We start from the raw sequence: 14,584 nt of genomic DNA, 5'->3' as shown, positions 1-14,584 counted from the left end.
CGGGCCCCGGCGTGCTTCACTGGACGACGGCCCCTTTTGGAATCGGAAGAGTGGATTGAGATGCTCCGCTACACGCTGATGCGCCTCGGTGTCTTCGCAGGCTGCCTCGTGGCCGTCTGGGGGCTCGTCTACTTCGGCCTCGTCCCGCGCGGCCTCGGCGACGCCAACGGCATGTGGATCATCCTGCTGGCCCTGGTCCTCTCCGCCCCGATCAGCTTCGTGGTGCTGCGCAAGGAGCGCGACCGCGCCTCGGAGACGGTCGTGCGCCGGGTGGACCGGATGAAGGCCGGCCTGAAGGCGAGCCAGGCGCAGGAGGACGAGGCGGTCGACTCCGCCGCCACCGCCGCCACCGCCGCCACCGCCGCCGCCACCGACGTTGACACCGCCACCGCCACGGCCGGCGACGCCGACGGCGACGCCACGGCGGCCGACGCCACGGCGGCCGACGCCACGGCTCAGGCGACCCGCGCGTCCTAGATCCGTTCCCGTCGGGGCAGTTGCCCGCGCCGCGGGCCGAACTACGCTGACCCCCATGGGTGCCGTGAAGACCAAGCGGATGCCGCGTGCGGTCCGTGAGCAGCAGATGCTGGACGCAGCCGTGGAGATCTTCGGGCGGCGGGGGTACATGGCCGCGTCGATGGACGAGATCGCCGAACTGGCGGGCGTGTCCAAGCCGTTGGTCTACCTGTACCTGAACTCCAAAGAAGACCTCTTCACCGCCTGCATCCGGCGCGAGGCCACGGCGCTGCTGGAGGCGGTGCGCGCGGGCGTCCACCCCGACCTGCCCGCCGACCGGCGGCTCTGGGACGGCCTGCTGGCCTTCTTCGCGCACACCGGGCGGCATCCGCACGCCTGGTCCGTACTGCACCTCCAGGCCCGTACCCACGGCGAGCCCTTCGCCGGCGAGGTCGCCGCGATGCGCGCGGAGATCGTCGCGTTCGTGACGCAGTTGATCGCCGTCGCCGCCCGCGAGGCCCACCGGGACCCCGACCTCCCCGAGCACGAGGTCGCCGGCCTGGCCGAGGCCCTGGTCGGCGCCGCCGAGTCGCTCGCCGCCTGGGCCAACGCCACCGAGGGGGTCACGGCGCGGCAGGCGGCGGCGACCCTGATGAACTTCGCCTGGGCGGGACTGGGCGACCTGATGGCCGGCCGCCCCTGGTCACCGCCGGAGGACCCGCCGCTCGGCTGAGAGGTCCGCTGGGCTGAGAGGTCCGTTCGGCTGAGGGACCTGCTCGGCTGAGGGGTCTGCTGGGCCGAGAAGTCCCTTCGGCCGAGAGGTCCGTTCGGCCGAGTGGTCCGCTCAGCCGAGGGGATCCACCCGTCCGCTCACGTGGACCCGGTTCCCGCCGCCGCTCTCCCGCAGCTCGAAGCGGCTGCCGTCGGCCGCGAAGAACACCGTGCCGGGCAGCAGCACCGGCGCCCGGAACTCCACGTGGATCCGCGCCGCCTCCGGGGTGCCGTGGGCGGCGAGGCAGCGGGCCGCGGTCCACATGCCGTGGGCGATGGCGCGCGGGAAGCCGAAGAGGCGTGCGGTGAGCGGGTGCAGGTGGATGGGGTTCCGGTCACCGGAGACGGCACCGTAGCGGCGGCCCACATCGGCGCCGAGCCGCCACTCGTCGAGAACGGGCAGTACACCGGCCCCCGGCCCGCGCCCCCCGGACGCCGCCCCGTCCCGGTCCCTGTTCCCGTCCGCCGAGGGGGCAGCCTCCTGCGTGCGGTGCCGTGCCAGATACGTGCTGTGGGACTCCCACACCACCTCGCCCCCGTCCCGCAGGGCGGTGACGACGGTGGCCTCGGTGCCGCGGCGGTGCGGGGCCAGGGAGTCGACATGGACGGCGAGTTCGTGGTCGCCGGTGGCCCGCAGCGGCCGGTGGCGGGTGATGCCGATCGACGTGTGGACGAGGCCGAGGAGAGGCAGCGGGAAGTCCCGGTCGCTCATCAGCCGCATCGCCAGCGGGAAGCCGAGGACGTGCGGATAGGTGACCGGCAGGCAGTCCTCGCCCGTGGGGAACCCGCAGACCCGCTCGTAGGCGGCGAGCCGGGCCAGGTCGACGCGCAGGCCGGGCAGCACCAGGCGGGTGCGCGGGTGGCCGGCGTCCGGGCGGGGGCGCTTGAAGGGCGACAGGAGTGCGCCCCGGGCCAGCAGCGGCGTGAGGGCGGGCGGGCTCGTCAGGGTCCGCCCGCTCGTCGGGGTCCGCATCACGCCCCCAGCAGGCTCTGGCCGCACACCCGCACGACCTGGCCGTTGACGGCCTGGGAGGCCGGATGGGCGAGCCAGGCCGTCGTCTCGGCGACGTCGACGGGCAGCCCGCCCTGGGCGAGGGAGTTCATCCGGCGCCCCGCCTCCCGGATGAACAGCGGCACCGCCGCCGTCATCCGCGTCTCGATGAAGCCCGGCGCGACCGCGTTCACCGTCACCCCGTGCCCGGCGAGCGCGCGCGGCGCGAGGGCCCGGACCAGCCCCGCGACGCCCGCCTTGCTCGCGCCGTAGTTCGTCTGGCCCGCGTTGCCCGCGAGCCCGGCGATGGAGGCGGTCGCCACGATCCGCCCGCCGGGCCGCAGGGCGCCCTTGGCGAGCAGGGCGTCGGTGGTCCGCAGCACGCTCGCCAGGTTGACGTCGAGGACCTGGCTCCAGCGCTGGGCGGGCATGTTGACCAGCCGGCGGTCGCGGGTGACGCCCGCGTTGTGGACGAGGACGTCCAGCCCGTCGGGGAGCGCGGCGGCGATGCGCTCGCCCGCGTCGGCGGACGTCATGTCGAGGGCGAGGGCGAACGCGCCGCCGCCGAGCCGTTCGGCGACCCGGCGGGCGTCGGACTCGGCCTGCGGCACGTCGAGGACGACGACCCGGGCGCCGTCCCGCGCCAGGGTCTGGGCGACCGCCTCGCCGATGCCGCGGGCGGCGCCGGTGACGAGGGCGGTCCGGCCGGCGAGGGGACGCTCCCAGTCGACGGGGCCCTCGGCGCGGTGGCCGCTCGTCTCGACGACCTGGCCGCTGACGTAGGCGGACTTGGGGGAGAGGAGGAAGCGCAGGGTGGACTCGGCGGCGGCCGCGTCGGTCAGCCGCAGCAGGTTGACGGTCCTGCCCCGGCCGATCTCCTTGCCCAGGGAGCGGGTGAACCCCTCCAGAGCCTGCTGGACGGCGGCCTGGTGGTGGTCGTCGGGGTCGAGCGGCGCGCCCAGCACCACGACCCGTCCGCTCGCCGCGACCGACCGGACGACCGGATGCAGGGCCGCGTGCACCTCGGCGAGCGTCTCGACGTCGCGCACGCCGGTGGCGTCGAGGACGACGGCCACTGGGTCCCCGGACCCGGCCACCGGGTTCCCGGCCCCGGCCACCGGGTTCCCGGCCGCCGGGTCGGAGGAACCGGCCGTCGGCTCCGTGGACCGGGCCGTCGGGCCGGAAGAGCCGGCCGACAAGCCGGAGGAGCCGGCCACCGGGCCCGAGGAGCCGGCCACCGGGCCCGAGGAGCCGGCCACCGGGCCCGCGGACCCCGGCACGAGCGCGGCCGCGGACCCGACCGCCAGCCCCGTCCGGGTCAGGACCGGTGCGAGGTCGAGTGCGGACGGGCCCGCCGTGAGGTGCAGCAGGGGGCCGTCGAGGGACGGGCGCTCCGGCGACCAGCGCCTGAGTGCCGCCGGCTGGGGGAGGCCGAGCCGCCGGGTGAGGAAGCGGCCGGGTGCGGTGGCGGTGAAGCTCAGGTAGCGGTCGGCCACGTTCGTCTCCTTGGGGTTCCAGGTGGTTCCAGGCGGTCCCGGGTGCTGCGCCAAGTCCTTACTCTGGAGTAAGGTTACCGGTGGTAAGCCTAGAATAGTGGTGAGGAGCAGGTCGAGATGACAACCGTGCAGCGGCCGGAGGGGATCCGCCGCGTCGCGATCATCGGCGGCACCCGTGTCCCGTTCGCCCGCTCCGACGGTCCGTACGCCACCGCCTCCAACCAGGAGATGCTCACGGCGGCGGTGGACGGCCTGACCGCCCGCTACGGGCTCGACGGGCCGGGCGCCGTGGGCGAGCTGGTCGCCGGCGCCGTCCTCAAGCACAGCCGCGACTTCAACCTCGCCCGCGAGACCGTCCTCGGCTCGCGACTGGACGCGCGCACCCCGGCCTACGACATCCAGCAGGCCTGCGGGACGGGCCTCCAGGCCGTGATCGCCGCCGCCAACAAGATCGCCCTCGGCCAGACCGAGTCGGCCGTCGCGGGCGGCGCCGACACCGCCAGCGACGCCCCGCTGGGCGTCAACGACCGCCTGCGCCGCATCCTGTTGGAGGCGCGGCGGGCCAAGTCGGCCGGTGCCCGCCTGAAGGCCCTCGCCCGCGTCCGCCCCTCCCACCTGGTCCCCGACATCCCCCGCAACGCCGAGCCGCGCACCGGCCTGTCCATGGGCGAGCACGCGGCGGTCACCGCCCGCGCCTGGGGCATCGGCCGCGCGGCCCAGGACGACCTCGCGGCCACCAGCCACCGCCGGCTGGCGGCCGCCTACGACCGCGGCCTCTTCGAGGACCTCGTCGTCCCCTTCCGCGGCCTGGCCCGCGACCAGAACCTGCGCCCCGACTCGACGGTGGAGAAACTGGCCCGCCTCAAGCCGGTGTTCGGCCTGGACGCGCCCGACCCGACGATGACGGCCGGCAACTCCACCCCGCTCACCGACGGCGCCGCCGTGGTCCTCCTCGCCTCCGAGGAGTGGGCGCAGGCGCGCGGCCTGGAGCCGCTGGCCTACCTGACCGCCTACGAGACGGCGGCCGTCGACTTCGTCCACGGAGACGTCGCCGACGGCGAGGACGGCCTGCTGATGGCCCCCGCGTACGCCGTGCCGCGCATGCTGGAGCGGGCCGGACTCGGCATCGAGGACTTCGACCTGGTCGAGATCCACGAGGCGTTCGCCTCCCAGGTGCTGGCCACGCTGGCGGCCTGGGAGAAGCGGGGGCTGGCGCCGGTGGACCGGGAACGCCTGAACGTGGCGGGCTCCTCCCTCGCGACCGGCCACCCCTTCGCGGCGACCGGCGCCCGGATCGTCGCCACCCTCGCGAAGCTGCTCGCCGGACGCGAGGGCCCCGCACGGGGGCTGATCTCGGTGTGCGCGGCGGGCGGCCAGGGGGTGACGGCCATCCTGGAACGCCCCTGACCTGCGTACCTGAGAGTAAGTCAGATAACCGCCTAGGATGCACAGCCCCGACCCCGGACCACCTCCGAACCCGCACAGCCTCCACACGACAACGCCGTACGATCTCCATCCTGACCGGGCGTGACCCCTCAGTTCCGGGAAGCGACCGGTCGACGCCTCGGAGCGCGAGGCCGTACGTCATGCAGGGGCGGTTCCCGTCGCTGCGCGCCCAGGGAGCCGCCCGTGTCCACCCCGTACACCCGTTCCAGCGACTACGACGACGCTCCGCCCGCCCTGGTGGCGCCCGAGACGCGGCGGCTGGACGGCGTCGTGCGGGAGGCGTCCGTACCGGCCTTCGCGCGCCCGGTGACCCACGGGTCGCTCGCCGACCTGCCCTTCGAGAACGCGGACGCGCACCCGCACGCGGTGGTCCTCAGCCGCCGGGGGCAGGACGGCGACCGGTGGACGGACGTGACGGCGGAGAGGTTCGCGGCGCAGGTGCACGCCGTCGCGAAGGGGCTGATCGCCGAGGGCCTGGTGCCGGGCGACCGGATCGCCGTCATGGCCCGGACCCGGTACGAGTGGACGCTGCTCGACTTCGCCGCCTGGGCCGCCGGCCTGGTCACCGTGCCCGTCTACCCCACCTCCTCGGTCTTCCAGACCCGCTGGATCCTCCAGGACTCCGGCGCGGTCGCCCTGATCACGGAGACCCTCGGCCAGGCCGCCGCCATCGGCCCCGAACGCGACCGGCTGCCCGACCTGCGCCACGTGTGGGTGATGGAGAAGGGCCACGTCGAGACCCTCGCCGAGATCGGCGGCCAGGTCCCCGACGCCGAGGTCGACGTCCGCCGGGGCGTCCTCGGCCCCGACACCCTCGCCACCCTCATCTACACCTCCGGCACCACGGGCCGGCCCAAGGGCTGCGCGCTCACCCACGGCAACTTCCTCGCCGAGGTCGACAACGCGATCGAACTCCTCTACCCGGTCTTCAAGTCGTCCACCGACGACCTCTCCGTCCTCCTCTTCCTGCCGATGTCGCACGTCTTCGGCCGGATGGTCGCCGTCGCCTGCGTCCGCGCCCGCGTCCGCCTCGGCCACGCCCCGAGCCTGAAACCCGCCGAACTCCTCCCGGACATGGCGGCGTTCAAGCCCACCTGCCTCCTGGCGATCCCGTACATGCTGGAGAAGGTCTTCAACACGGCCCGCGCGAAGGCGGAGGCGGGCGGCCGGCTCACCTCCTTCGACCGCGCCGTGAACACGGCCGTCCGCTACGGCGAGGCCGTCGAGGCCCAGAAGACCGGCACCGGACACGGCCCCGGCGCCACCCTCCGCGCGGCCCGCTCCTTCTACGACCCGCTGGTCTACCGCCGCATCCGCAACGCCATGGGCGGCCGCGTCCGCCACGCCATCTGCGGCGGCTCCCCGCTGGGCCGCCGCCTGGGCGCGTTCTACCTGGGCGCCGGCATCGAGATCTACGAGGGCTACGGCCTGACCGAGACCACGGGCGCCGCCACGGTCACCCCGCCGCAGAAACCCCGCCTGGGCACCGTGGGCTGGCCCCTGCCCGGCACCAGGATCCGCATCGCCTCCGACGGCGAGATCCTCATCGCCGGCGGCCACGTCCTGCGCGGCTACTGGGACCCGGCGGCCGGCGGAGTCGTCCCCGCCGCCCCCGACGGCTGGCTCGCCACCGGCGACCTCGGCCAACTCGACGACGAGGGCTACCTCACCATCACCGGCCGCAAGAAGGAGATGCTCATCACGGCGGGCGGCAAGAGCGTCGCCCCCGCCCCGCTGGAGAACTGGCTGCGCTCCCACCCCCTGATCTCCCAGGCCATGGTCCTCGGCGACGGCCGCCCCTACGTCTCCGCCCTGCTCACCCTCGACCCCGACGGCCTCACCCACTGGCGCCAGATGAACGGCAAGCACCCCGTCCCGGCGAAGCTGCTGATCGGCGACGAGGAGTTGGAGGCCGTGCTCCAGCGGGCGATCGACGAGGCGAACAAGCTGGTGTCCCGCCCCGAGTCGATCCGCCGCTTCGCCGTCCTCCCGCACGACTTCACGGAGGCCGGAGGCCACCTCACGCCGTCGATGAAGCTACGGCGTGAGGCGATCATGCGGGACTTCGCGGTGGAGGTGGAGGGGTTGTACCCGCGGTGATGCGCTCGGGCGGGAAGGCCCGGGGCACCTGGAATCTGCCCCCATGCTGACGACGTGGCCGTCGGGGCCGCCCGCTTCCCGGCCAGTGTCGTGCCTCCACGAGCCGAGTAAAGGGCGCTCCGCGTCGGCTGCGCCGATCGGCCTGCGGCCGACCCTTGACTCGGCTCGTTCCGGCACGGGAGAGAAGCGAGCGGGCGGCCGGGAGAGGCGGGGGCCGGGGTCGGCCGCCCCTTACGTACGTCGTGGGGTGAGCCGGTGACGGGGGCGCGTCCGCAACATGGCGGCACGCCGTCCCGGCTCAGCGGCTGCGGCCCGGCCGGTGGGGAGGTGTGGTGCAGTGGGGTTCACGTGTGAACGGCCGCTGCCGGGTCTCCTTCCGGGGAGGTGCCGCCCCCGAGGGCGGACGTGAACGCAGCCCAGGAGAGGGGGGAGAGGGTGAGGTGGGGCCCGTCGGGGCTCTTGGAGTCGCGGATGTGGATGGTGTGGGGGCAGGCGGCCACTTCGAGGCATTCGCCGCCTTCGCCGCCGCTGTGGGTCGACTTGCGCCAGGTGTAGGCGGCTTCCAGGCATTCGCCGCCGCCGCCGTCGCTGTAGCTGGACTTGAACCAGTTAAGTTCTTGGCTGCTCACAACTCCCCCAGCTTCTTGTCGATTAGGGCCCGGGAATCGTTGGGCGAGAGGGCCATCGCCCGGATCATCCCATGGCGGTCGACGATCTTCCGTACCTCTTCTGGGTCGGTGATCAAGCGGGGATACTCCTGAATTTCCGTGTACGCGACCTGTGGATGCCTCTGGGGAGTCAGCAGGTTGAACGCGCCGCCCATGTTGGGGTGGTCCTCGATGCTGGTCGGCATGACCTGAATCTCCACGTTCCGCAGCTCGCCGACGCGGAGCAATTGCTTCAACTGGGAGTCACGGACGGTTCGGCCTCCGATCGGCCGGTCCAGGACGACCTCTTCCAGCACGAAGCTGCACATGGGTGGAGGCCACCTGTCGAAGACCTGCTGGCGTGAGAGTCGGTCCGCGATGCGCTTCTCGATGGTCTCCTCGTCGAGGAGCGGCCGTCGACGGGAGAACACCGCCCGCGCGTACTCCTCGGTCTGCAACAGGCCCGGCACACCTTGGTTGGCGTAGAAGTGCAGCTCCCGGGCCTCCGCCTCCAGGGCGGCGTAGCTTCGGTACCACTCGGGGTGCCTCGTTCGAACGCGACTCATCGCCTCCCGTACCTCAGGGATGGCGTCCGTCAGCATCCCCCCGGCGTCCAGCAACGCATCCGCCTTCTCCAGCACCTCCGGCCGGACGATCCGCACCCCGCGCTCCATGGAGGAGATGGCGTCGGGCCCGTACCCCACCAACTGCCCGAACTCCTTCTGCGTCAGCCCCTTCCGCTCGCGCAGCCGCTTCAGCATCTTGCCGAGGGCGGTGAACAGTCCCGTCGTCCCGTCGGCCTCCGCCGGTGTCTCCGGCCGCCGCTCGCGTTCGTCCGTCACGTCACTCCGCCTTCCGTCTCGCTGGTCACGCCGACACCACGTACGCCCGCGCGACCGTAGCCGTACCGCTACGGAGAGTCGCCAGGTCGCCCCTGGCCAGCGTAGATACAACCGGCCAGGCTCGGTGAGGTGAACAGCAGAATCTCCCCCCAGATCTCCATCCCTCTCGGTGAACTGACCCTGCGGCTCAGCTCCACACCCCGAGGGGCCCGCCTGGCCCGGCGGCTCACGGTGCAGCAGCTCGACGCCTGGGGCCACCCGCACGACACGGAGGTGAGCGAGAACGTCCAGCACGTGGTCGCGGAGCTGGCCGCCAACGCCGTCACGCACGGCCGGGTGCAGGGCCGGGACTTCGGTCTGCGGCTCCTGCTGCTCCCGGAAGGCGTGCTGCGGGTGGAGGTGAGTGACGAGCGGGCGGACCGGGGCCTGCGGATCGTGCCGGGCTCCGAGGAAGCGGAGGGCGGCAGGGGCCTCGTCCTGGTCGCCGTCCTGGCCCGGACGTGGGGCGTCACCGAGCGGGAGACCGGCAAGACGGTGTGGGCGGAGCTCCCCCTCAGCTGAACGGGTGCTCAGGCCTGCGGAGCCTCCGAGGCCTGGGGTGCCGCCTGGGCGTCGGAGGCGGACCTGACCGGGGCGAGGAACAGCGCGAGCGTCGGGACCAGGTACACGAGCCACGCCGTGCACTGGAGGACCGTGGGGTCGGGCTGGAAGTTGAGGACGCCCTTGAGCAGGGTGCCGTACCAGCTGTCCGGCGGGATGGTGCCGCTGATGTCGAAGGCCACGCTGGTCAGGCCGGGGACGATGTCGGCCTCCTGGAGGTCGTGGACGCCGTACGCGAGCACGCCCGCCGCGACCACGACGAGCATCCCGCCGGTCCAGGTGAAGAACTTGGAGAGGTTGATCTTCAGTGCGCCCCGGTAGAACAGCCAGCCCAGCAGGACGGCGGTGGCCAGGCCCAGGGCGACGCCGATCAGCGGGCGCGGGGTGCCGTCACCGGCCGCGTGCACCGACGCCCACACGAACAGCGCGGTCTCCAGGCCCTCCCGGCCCACCGCGAGGAAGGCGGTCGCGACCAGCGCGCCGGTGCCCATCACCAGGGCCGCGTCCAGCTTGCCGTGCAGCTCGGTCCGCAGATGGCGGGCGGTGCGCCGCATCCAGAAGACCATCCACGTCACCAGGCCCACCGCGACGATCGACAGCGAGCCGCCGAGCGCCTCCTGCGCCTGGAACGTCAGCTCCTGGGAGCCGTACTCCAGGACGCAGCCGAAACCGAGGGCGAGGGCGATCGCGATGCCGATGCCCGTCCAGATCGGCCGCAGGGCGTCCCGGCGGCCGGTCTTGACCAGGTAGGCGACCAGGATGCAGACGACGAGGCTGGCCTCCAGCCCCTCGCGCAGGCCGATCAGGTAGTTGGAGAACACGGATCTACGCCTCCTCGGAGAACAGCGTCCGGCCCCACCAGTCGCTCGCGTCGCGAACGCCGGGCGGGATCGCGAAGACCGCCGAACCCACGTGCTGGATGTACTCGTTGAGCGCGTCGGACGCCGAGAGCCGGCGCTGAAGCGGGATGAAGCCCTTGCGCGGGTCGCGCTGGTAGGCCAGGAAGAACAGACCGGCGTCCAGCCGTCCGAGACCGTCGGTGCCGTCGGTGAAGGAGTAGCCCCGGCGCAGGATGGTGATGCCGTCGTTGGAGTCGGGGTGGGCGAGCCGCACGTGCGCGTCGGGTTTCATCGCCTTCAGGAACGGGGTGTCGTGCTCCCCGGCCTTGCCGACCGGCGCGCCCTCGCCCTTGTCGCGGCCGAAGACGTCCTCCTGCTCCTGCAACGACGTACGGTCCCAGACCTCGATGTTCATCCGGATGCGCCGGGCGACCAGGTACGAGCCCCCCGCCATCCAGCCGTCGTGCGCGCCGCCGTCCCCGTCGCCGACCCACACGTACTTCTTCAGCCGAGCCGTCTCCGTCCCCGCGATGTTCCGCGTCCCGTCCTTGAACCCGAACAGGTTGCGGGGGGTCTGGGCGTCGGGGGTCGTCGACGAGGTCTTGCCGAAGCCGAGCTGGGACCAGCGGACGGCGACCTTGCCGAAGCCGATGCGGGCCAGGTTGCGGATGGCGTGCACGGCGACCTGCGGGTCGTCGGCGCAGGCCTGGACGCACAGGTCGCCGCCGGTGCGGGACTTCTCCAGGTTGTCGCCGGGGAACCTGGGCAGGTCGACCAGGGCGTCGGGCCGCTTGCCGGCGAGGTCGAACCGTTCGAAGAGGGAGGGGCCGAAGCCGAGGGTCAGCGTCAGCCGGGACGGGCTGAGACCCAGCGCCTCGCCGGTGTCGTCCGGCGGTGCCTCGGCCAGCCCGCCGTAGGCGCCGTCACCGACCGCCTCGCCGGCCGTCATCCGCCGCGCGGCCGCCGTCCAGTCCTTGAGCAGCTGTACGAACGCCGCGCGGTCCTCGGTCTTCACGTCGAACGCGGCGAAATGCAGCCGGTCCTGCACCGCGGTGGCGATCCCCGCCTGGTGCGTGCCGTGGAAGGCGACCGCGCCGCCGGCGTCGGCCGGGTCGGCGTCGTCACCGGCGCGGGCCACGACCGCCGCGCCGCCGGCCGCGGCGGCACCGAGCGCGAGCCCGGCACCGCCCCAGCCGATGAGCGCGCGGCGGGTGGGCGCCGACTCGGCCCGCACCGGACCGGGGACGGCCGAGCCTCCGGCTCCGGGCCCGTCCGCACCGCTCCGGCCGTCCAGGCCGTCCAGGTCGTCCTGGCCGTTCAGACCGTCCTGGTTGTCTTCACCGCTCCGGCCGTCTCGGGGCGCTTCGATGCCCACGCCGTCCGGAGCGTCCTGGGCGCTCCGGCTGCTCTGCCCGTCCTGGCTGTGCGTCATGACCGCGGTCCGTTCCTCAGGTCGCCTCGGTCCCGCTACTTCACGACGGCGGCGGCCAGCTGGGACAGCGGCTCGGCGAGCGCGTTGACCGCGTCCGACAGTTCCTTGCGGTCGTCCGCGCCGACCTTGTCGTAGGAGGTGAAGTCGTACGAGCTCGTGCTCGGGCGGTACCGGTCGAGCAGGGCGGTCAGCGCGGCGAACTGCTTGTCCAGCTCGGTGGTCAGCGCGGCGTCGTTCTTCTTGGCGACGGGCTTGAGCAGCTCGTACGCCTTCTGCGCGCCCTCGACGTTGGCCTTGAAGTCGACCAGGTCGGTGTGCGAGTAGCGGTCCTCCTCACCGGTGACCTTTCCGGTGGCGACCTCGTCGAGGAGCTCCTTGGCGCCGTTGGCCATGGAGGTCGGGGTGATCTCGGCCTTGCCGACCCGGTTCTGCCAGTCCTCCAGGTCGGTCACCAGCTGGTCGGCGAGGGTCTTCTCCGCGGCGCCGATCTTCTTGTCCTGCCACAGGGCCTTCTCCAGCCGGTGCCAGCCGGTCCACTCCTGGCCCTCTTCCAGGCCGTCGGCGCGGGTGTCGACCTTGGGGTCGATGTCGCCGAAGGACTCGGCGACCGGCTCGGTGCGCTCCCAGCCGATGCGGGAGGGCGCGTACGCCTTCTTCGCGGCGGCCAGGTCGCCGTCCTTGATCGCCTGCGCGAAGGTCTCGACCTCGGGGATCGTGGCGTCGGCCTGCTCCTGGGCGTACTTGCGGTAGGCGGCGACGGCCGTGTCCAGCTGGGGATCGCGCTTGGCGACCGTGCCACCGGTGACGGTCAGCTTCTGCCGTACGCCGTCGCCCTTCATGCCCGGACGGCAGGCGATCTCGTACGAGCCGGCCTTGACCTCGGCGGTCAGCGTGTACTTGGTGCCGGGGCCGATGTTCTCCTTCTCCGACACGATCCGGTCGTCGGGGAAGAGGATCTCGACCTCGGTCGCCTTGGAGCCCTTGTTCTGGATCTGGAGGGTGACCTGGCCGGCCGGAACGGACTTCGTGGAGGTGGTGCACGTGGAGTCGGCGGCGGTGACCTGGATCACGCCGCTGCCCTTGGCGTCGGCCTTCTGGGTACAGCCCGTGACGGCGGCCAGGGCCGCCGCGGTGGCGGCGGCGGTGACGACGGAGAGGCGGACGGCTCGCATCAGGGCTCCAGGGCAGCGGGGGAGTACGGCGCGGACGCCGTACGGTGACCCGTCCGGCATGGTGAGGCTGCCCTAACTTAACCGAGGATTACCTCGGTCATACCCACCGGAGTCGTGATTCGTCTCTCACGGAGAGCGCACTGTCATGGCTTGATATCGACGGCGGAAAATCACCCCCAAGGGGCGGTCAAGCGCTGGTCAATGCGCCGACCGCCGACCGCCGACCGCCGACCGCCGACCGCCGACTGCCGACGGTGTACCGGCGAGGGGAGTCACGCCACCGGTCTCAGGCGGTGGACCCCGTCGAGCGTTCGGGCTCGCCGGCGGCTCCGGAGGCTCCGGCGGCTCCGGTGACGTCGGCGGCCGGGACCGGTGTCGGTGTCGGTGCCGGGGTCGGTCAGGTCGTTCCCGGTCGGCCGGCCCAGGAGCCAGGTCAGCAGCGGACCCGCCATCGCGGTCGTCACCACGGCCATGACGACCATGAGCGAGTAGAGGCTCTGCCGGATGAAACCGAGTTGCAGACCGACGTTCAGGACGATCAGTTCGGTCAGGCCCCGCGTGTTCATCAGCGTGGCCAGCGCGGCGGACTGCCGCGGCGGCATCCGGTTCAGACGGGCCGCGGCGAACGCGCCGACGAACTTCCCGCCCATGGCCACCAGCAGGATCAGCCCCAGGTCGCCGAGCCCGCCCGCGTCGAGCCCGGACAGGTCGACCTGGAGACCGGCGACCAGGAAGAACACCGGCAGGAGCAGGGTGCCGCTCATGTGGCCGAGGCGGTCGTGCACATCGCGGCGGAGCCGCTCGGTTCCCGAGCGCGGCAGAACGGCGCCGAAGAGGAACGCGCCGAAGATGTAATGCAGGCCCACCCACTCGGTGGCGGCGGCCGACAGCAGCAGGCCCGCCAGGACGCACGCGAAGACGGTCGGGGTGAGCCGCAGCGAGGACTGACGGGCCGCCAGGCGGCGCAGCGCGGGGCGCAGCACGAACAGCATGCCGAGCAGGTAGGGGACGGCGAGCAGGATCCGCCACTGGTCGGGGCCGGCCGATCCGCTGACGGCGACGACGGCGGCGAGCAGGGACCAGGCGAGGACGTCGTCGATCGAGGCGCAGGCCAGCGCGACCACGCCCAGCGGCGTGCGGGTCATGCCCCGGTCGGTGAGGATGCGGGCCAGCACCGGGAACGCGGTGATCGACATGGCGATGCCCATGAACAGCACGAACGCCGTCCTGTCGCCGGTCCCGTGGTCCTGCGTCAGGTAGAGGCCCAGCACCGTGCCGAGGCCGAACGGCAGGACGATGGAACTGATCGAGACGGCGGGGGCGATGGCGCCGCTGCCCCGGATCAGGGCCCCGTCCCACTCCAGTCCGACGATGAACATGAAGACGGCGACGCCGACCGCGGCCAGGGCGCTGAGCAGGGGTCTCGTGGTGCCGGGGAAGAGGGCGTCGGACAGTGCCCCGTGGAAGAGGGTCGGTCCCAGCGCGATCCCGGCGAGGACTTCGCCGATCACCGCGGGCTGGCCCAGGCGCCGGGCCAGCCCGCCGAGCAGCCGTGCCAGGAGCACCATGACGGCGAGGCCGACGAGGAGTGCGGTCGTCTGGTGGGTGGTCATGCGGTCGGTCTCCGTCCTTCGCGATCCCGCCCACGGCCTCGTTCGCGGAGCGCGGCCGGGCAGGCTGGGCAGATGGGCCGTTCGGGAGACGGGGAACGGACGGCGACGGCCGCCCCCTGGTGGTGATCGGGCGCGACGAAGCGCACCGGCGTACGGACACCACGGCTAGCTCATTGTGG

Annotated in this window: 12 protein-coding genes and 1 pseudogene; 5 read left to right on the top strand and 8 right to left on the bottom strand. The window is 72.9% G+C overall.

The window, feature by feature from the left end:
* Positions 1 to 60: 60 nt before the first annotated feature.
* Both ACZ3KJ_RS11445 and ACZ3KJ_RS11440 read left to right on the top strand, forming a co-directional pair.
* Positions 61 to 357 (top strand): annotated as a pseudogene (locus ACZ3KJ_RS11445) (DUF4229 domain-containing protein); the annotation flags it as partial.
* Between the two features lie 175 nt (positions 358 to 532).
* Positions 533 to 1,189, top strand: coding sequence for a TetR/AcrR family transcriptional regulator (locus tag ACZ3KJ_RS11440; protein WP_467526276.1), 657 nt, complete (start codon positions 533 to 535; stop codon positions 1,187 to 1,189).
* A gap of 111 nt (positions 1,190 to 1,300) precedes the next feature.
* Here the strand turns inward: ACZ3KJ_RS11440 and ACZ3KJ_RS11435 are convergent, their stop codons facing one another.
* Both ACZ3KJ_RS11435 and ACZ3KJ_RS11430 read right to left on the bottom strand, forming a co-directional pair.
* Entirely contained in the window at positions 1,301 to 2,200 is a 900-nt protein-coding gene (locus tag ACZ3KJ_RS11435; protein WP_467526275.1) for a MaoC/PaaZ C-terminal domain-containing protein, read from the bottom strand.
* Entirely contained in the window at positions 2,200 to 3,714 is a 1,515-nt protein-coding gene (locus ACZ3KJ_RS11430; protein WP_467526274.1) for a 3-oxoacyl-ACP reductase, read from the bottom strand. The genes ACZ3KJ_RS11435 and ACZ3KJ_RS11430 overlap by 1 nt, the downstream gene beginning before the upstream one ends.
* Before the next feature lie 117 nt (positions 3,715 to 3,831).
* On the opposite strand from ACZ3KJ_RS11430, the gene ACZ3KJ_RS11425 reads away from it, so the two are divergent.
* Positions 3,832 to 5,121 (top strand): acetyl-CoA C-acetyltransferase, encoded by a 1,290-nt coding sequence (locus tag ACZ3KJ_RS11425; RefSeq protein ID WP_467526273.1) that lies wholly within the window; start codon positions 3,832 to 3,834, stop codon positions 5,119 to 5,121.
* A gap of 222 nt (positions 5,122 to 5,343) precedes the next feature.
* Positions 5,344 to 7,260 (top strand): AMP-dependent synthetase/ligase, encoded by a 1,917-nt coding sequence (locus tag ACZ3KJ_RS11420; RefSeq protein ID WP_467526272.1) that lies wholly within the window; start codon positions 5,344 to 5,346, stop codon positions 7,258 to 7,260.
* Positions 7,261 to 7,604: 344 nt separating this feature from the next.
* Here the strand turns inward: ACZ3KJ_RS11420 and ACZ3KJ_RS11415 are convergent, their stop codons facing one another.
* Complete coding sequence (locus ACZ3KJ_RS11415) at positions 7,605 to 7,889, bottom strand: DUF397 domain-containing protein (RefSeq protein ID WP_467526271.1); 285 nt, start codon at positions 7,887 to 7,889, stop codon at positions 7,605 to 7,607.
* Positions 7,886 to 8,749 (bottom strand): helix-turn-helix domain-containing protein, encoded by an 864-nt coding sequence (locus tag ACZ3KJ_RS11410; RefSeq protein ID WP_467526270.1) that lies wholly within the window; start codon positions 8,747 to 8,749, stop codon positions 7,886 to 7,888. Before ACZ3KJ_RS11410 ends, ACZ3KJ_RS11415 begins: the two co-directional genes overlap by 4 nt.
* 129 nt (positions 8,750 to 8,878) lie before the next feature.
* On the opposite strand from ACZ3KJ_RS11410, the gene ACZ3KJ_RS11405 reads away from it, so the two are divergent.
* Entirely contained in the window at positions 8,879 to 9,310 is a 432-nt protein-coding gene (locus tag ACZ3KJ_RS11405; protein ID WP_467526269.1) for an ATP-binding protein, read from the top strand.
* Positions 9,311 to 9,318: 8 nt separating this feature from the next.
* Here ACZ3KJ_RS11405 and efeU read toward each other — a convergent pair whose 3' ends face one another.
* The 4 genes from efeU to ACZ3KJ_RS11385 all read right to left on the bottom strand — a co-directional run bounded on the left by efeU (position 9,319) and on the right by ACZ3KJ_RS11385 (position 14,405).
* Positions 9,319 to 10,170: an iron uptake transporter permease EfeU gene (gene efeU, locus ACZ3KJ_RS11400; RefSeq protein WP_467526268.1), complete on the bottom strand. Its 852-nt coding sequence runs from the start codon at positions 10,168 to 10,170 to the stop codon at positions 9,319 to 9,321.
* Positions 10,171 to 10,174: 4 nt separating this feature from the next.
* A complete protein-coding gene (gene efeB, locus ACZ3KJ_RS11395) occupies positions 10,175 to 11,620 on the bottom strand; it encodes an iron uptake transporter deferrochelatase/peroxidase subunit (protein WP_467526267.1) in 1,446 nt (481 codons plus the stop codon).
* A gap of 35 nt (positions 11,621 to 11,655) precedes the next feature.
* On the bottom strand, positions 11,656 to 12,792 hold the full coding sequence (gene efeO, locus ACZ3KJ_RS11390) for an iron uptake system protein EfeO (protein ID WP_467526266.1): 1,137 nt from the start codon (positions 12,790 to 12,792) through the stop codon (positions 11,656 to 11,658).
* A gap of 272 nt (positions 12,793 to 13,064) precedes the next feature.
* The gene (locus tag ACZ3KJ_RS11385) at positions 13,065 to 14,405 is read right to left on the bottom strand and encodes a cation:proton antiporter (protein ID WP_467526265.1); all 1,341 of its coding nucleotides are present in this window, start codon (positions 14,403 to 14,405) and stop codon (positions 13,065 to 13,067) included.
* Between the last annotated feature and the right edge of the window lie 179 nt (positions 14,406 to 14,584).

The sequence above is a fragment of the Streptomyces sp. NPDC003248 genome (assembly GCF_055563235.1).
This window is presented reverse-complemented; position numbering and strand designations above follow the sequence as displayed.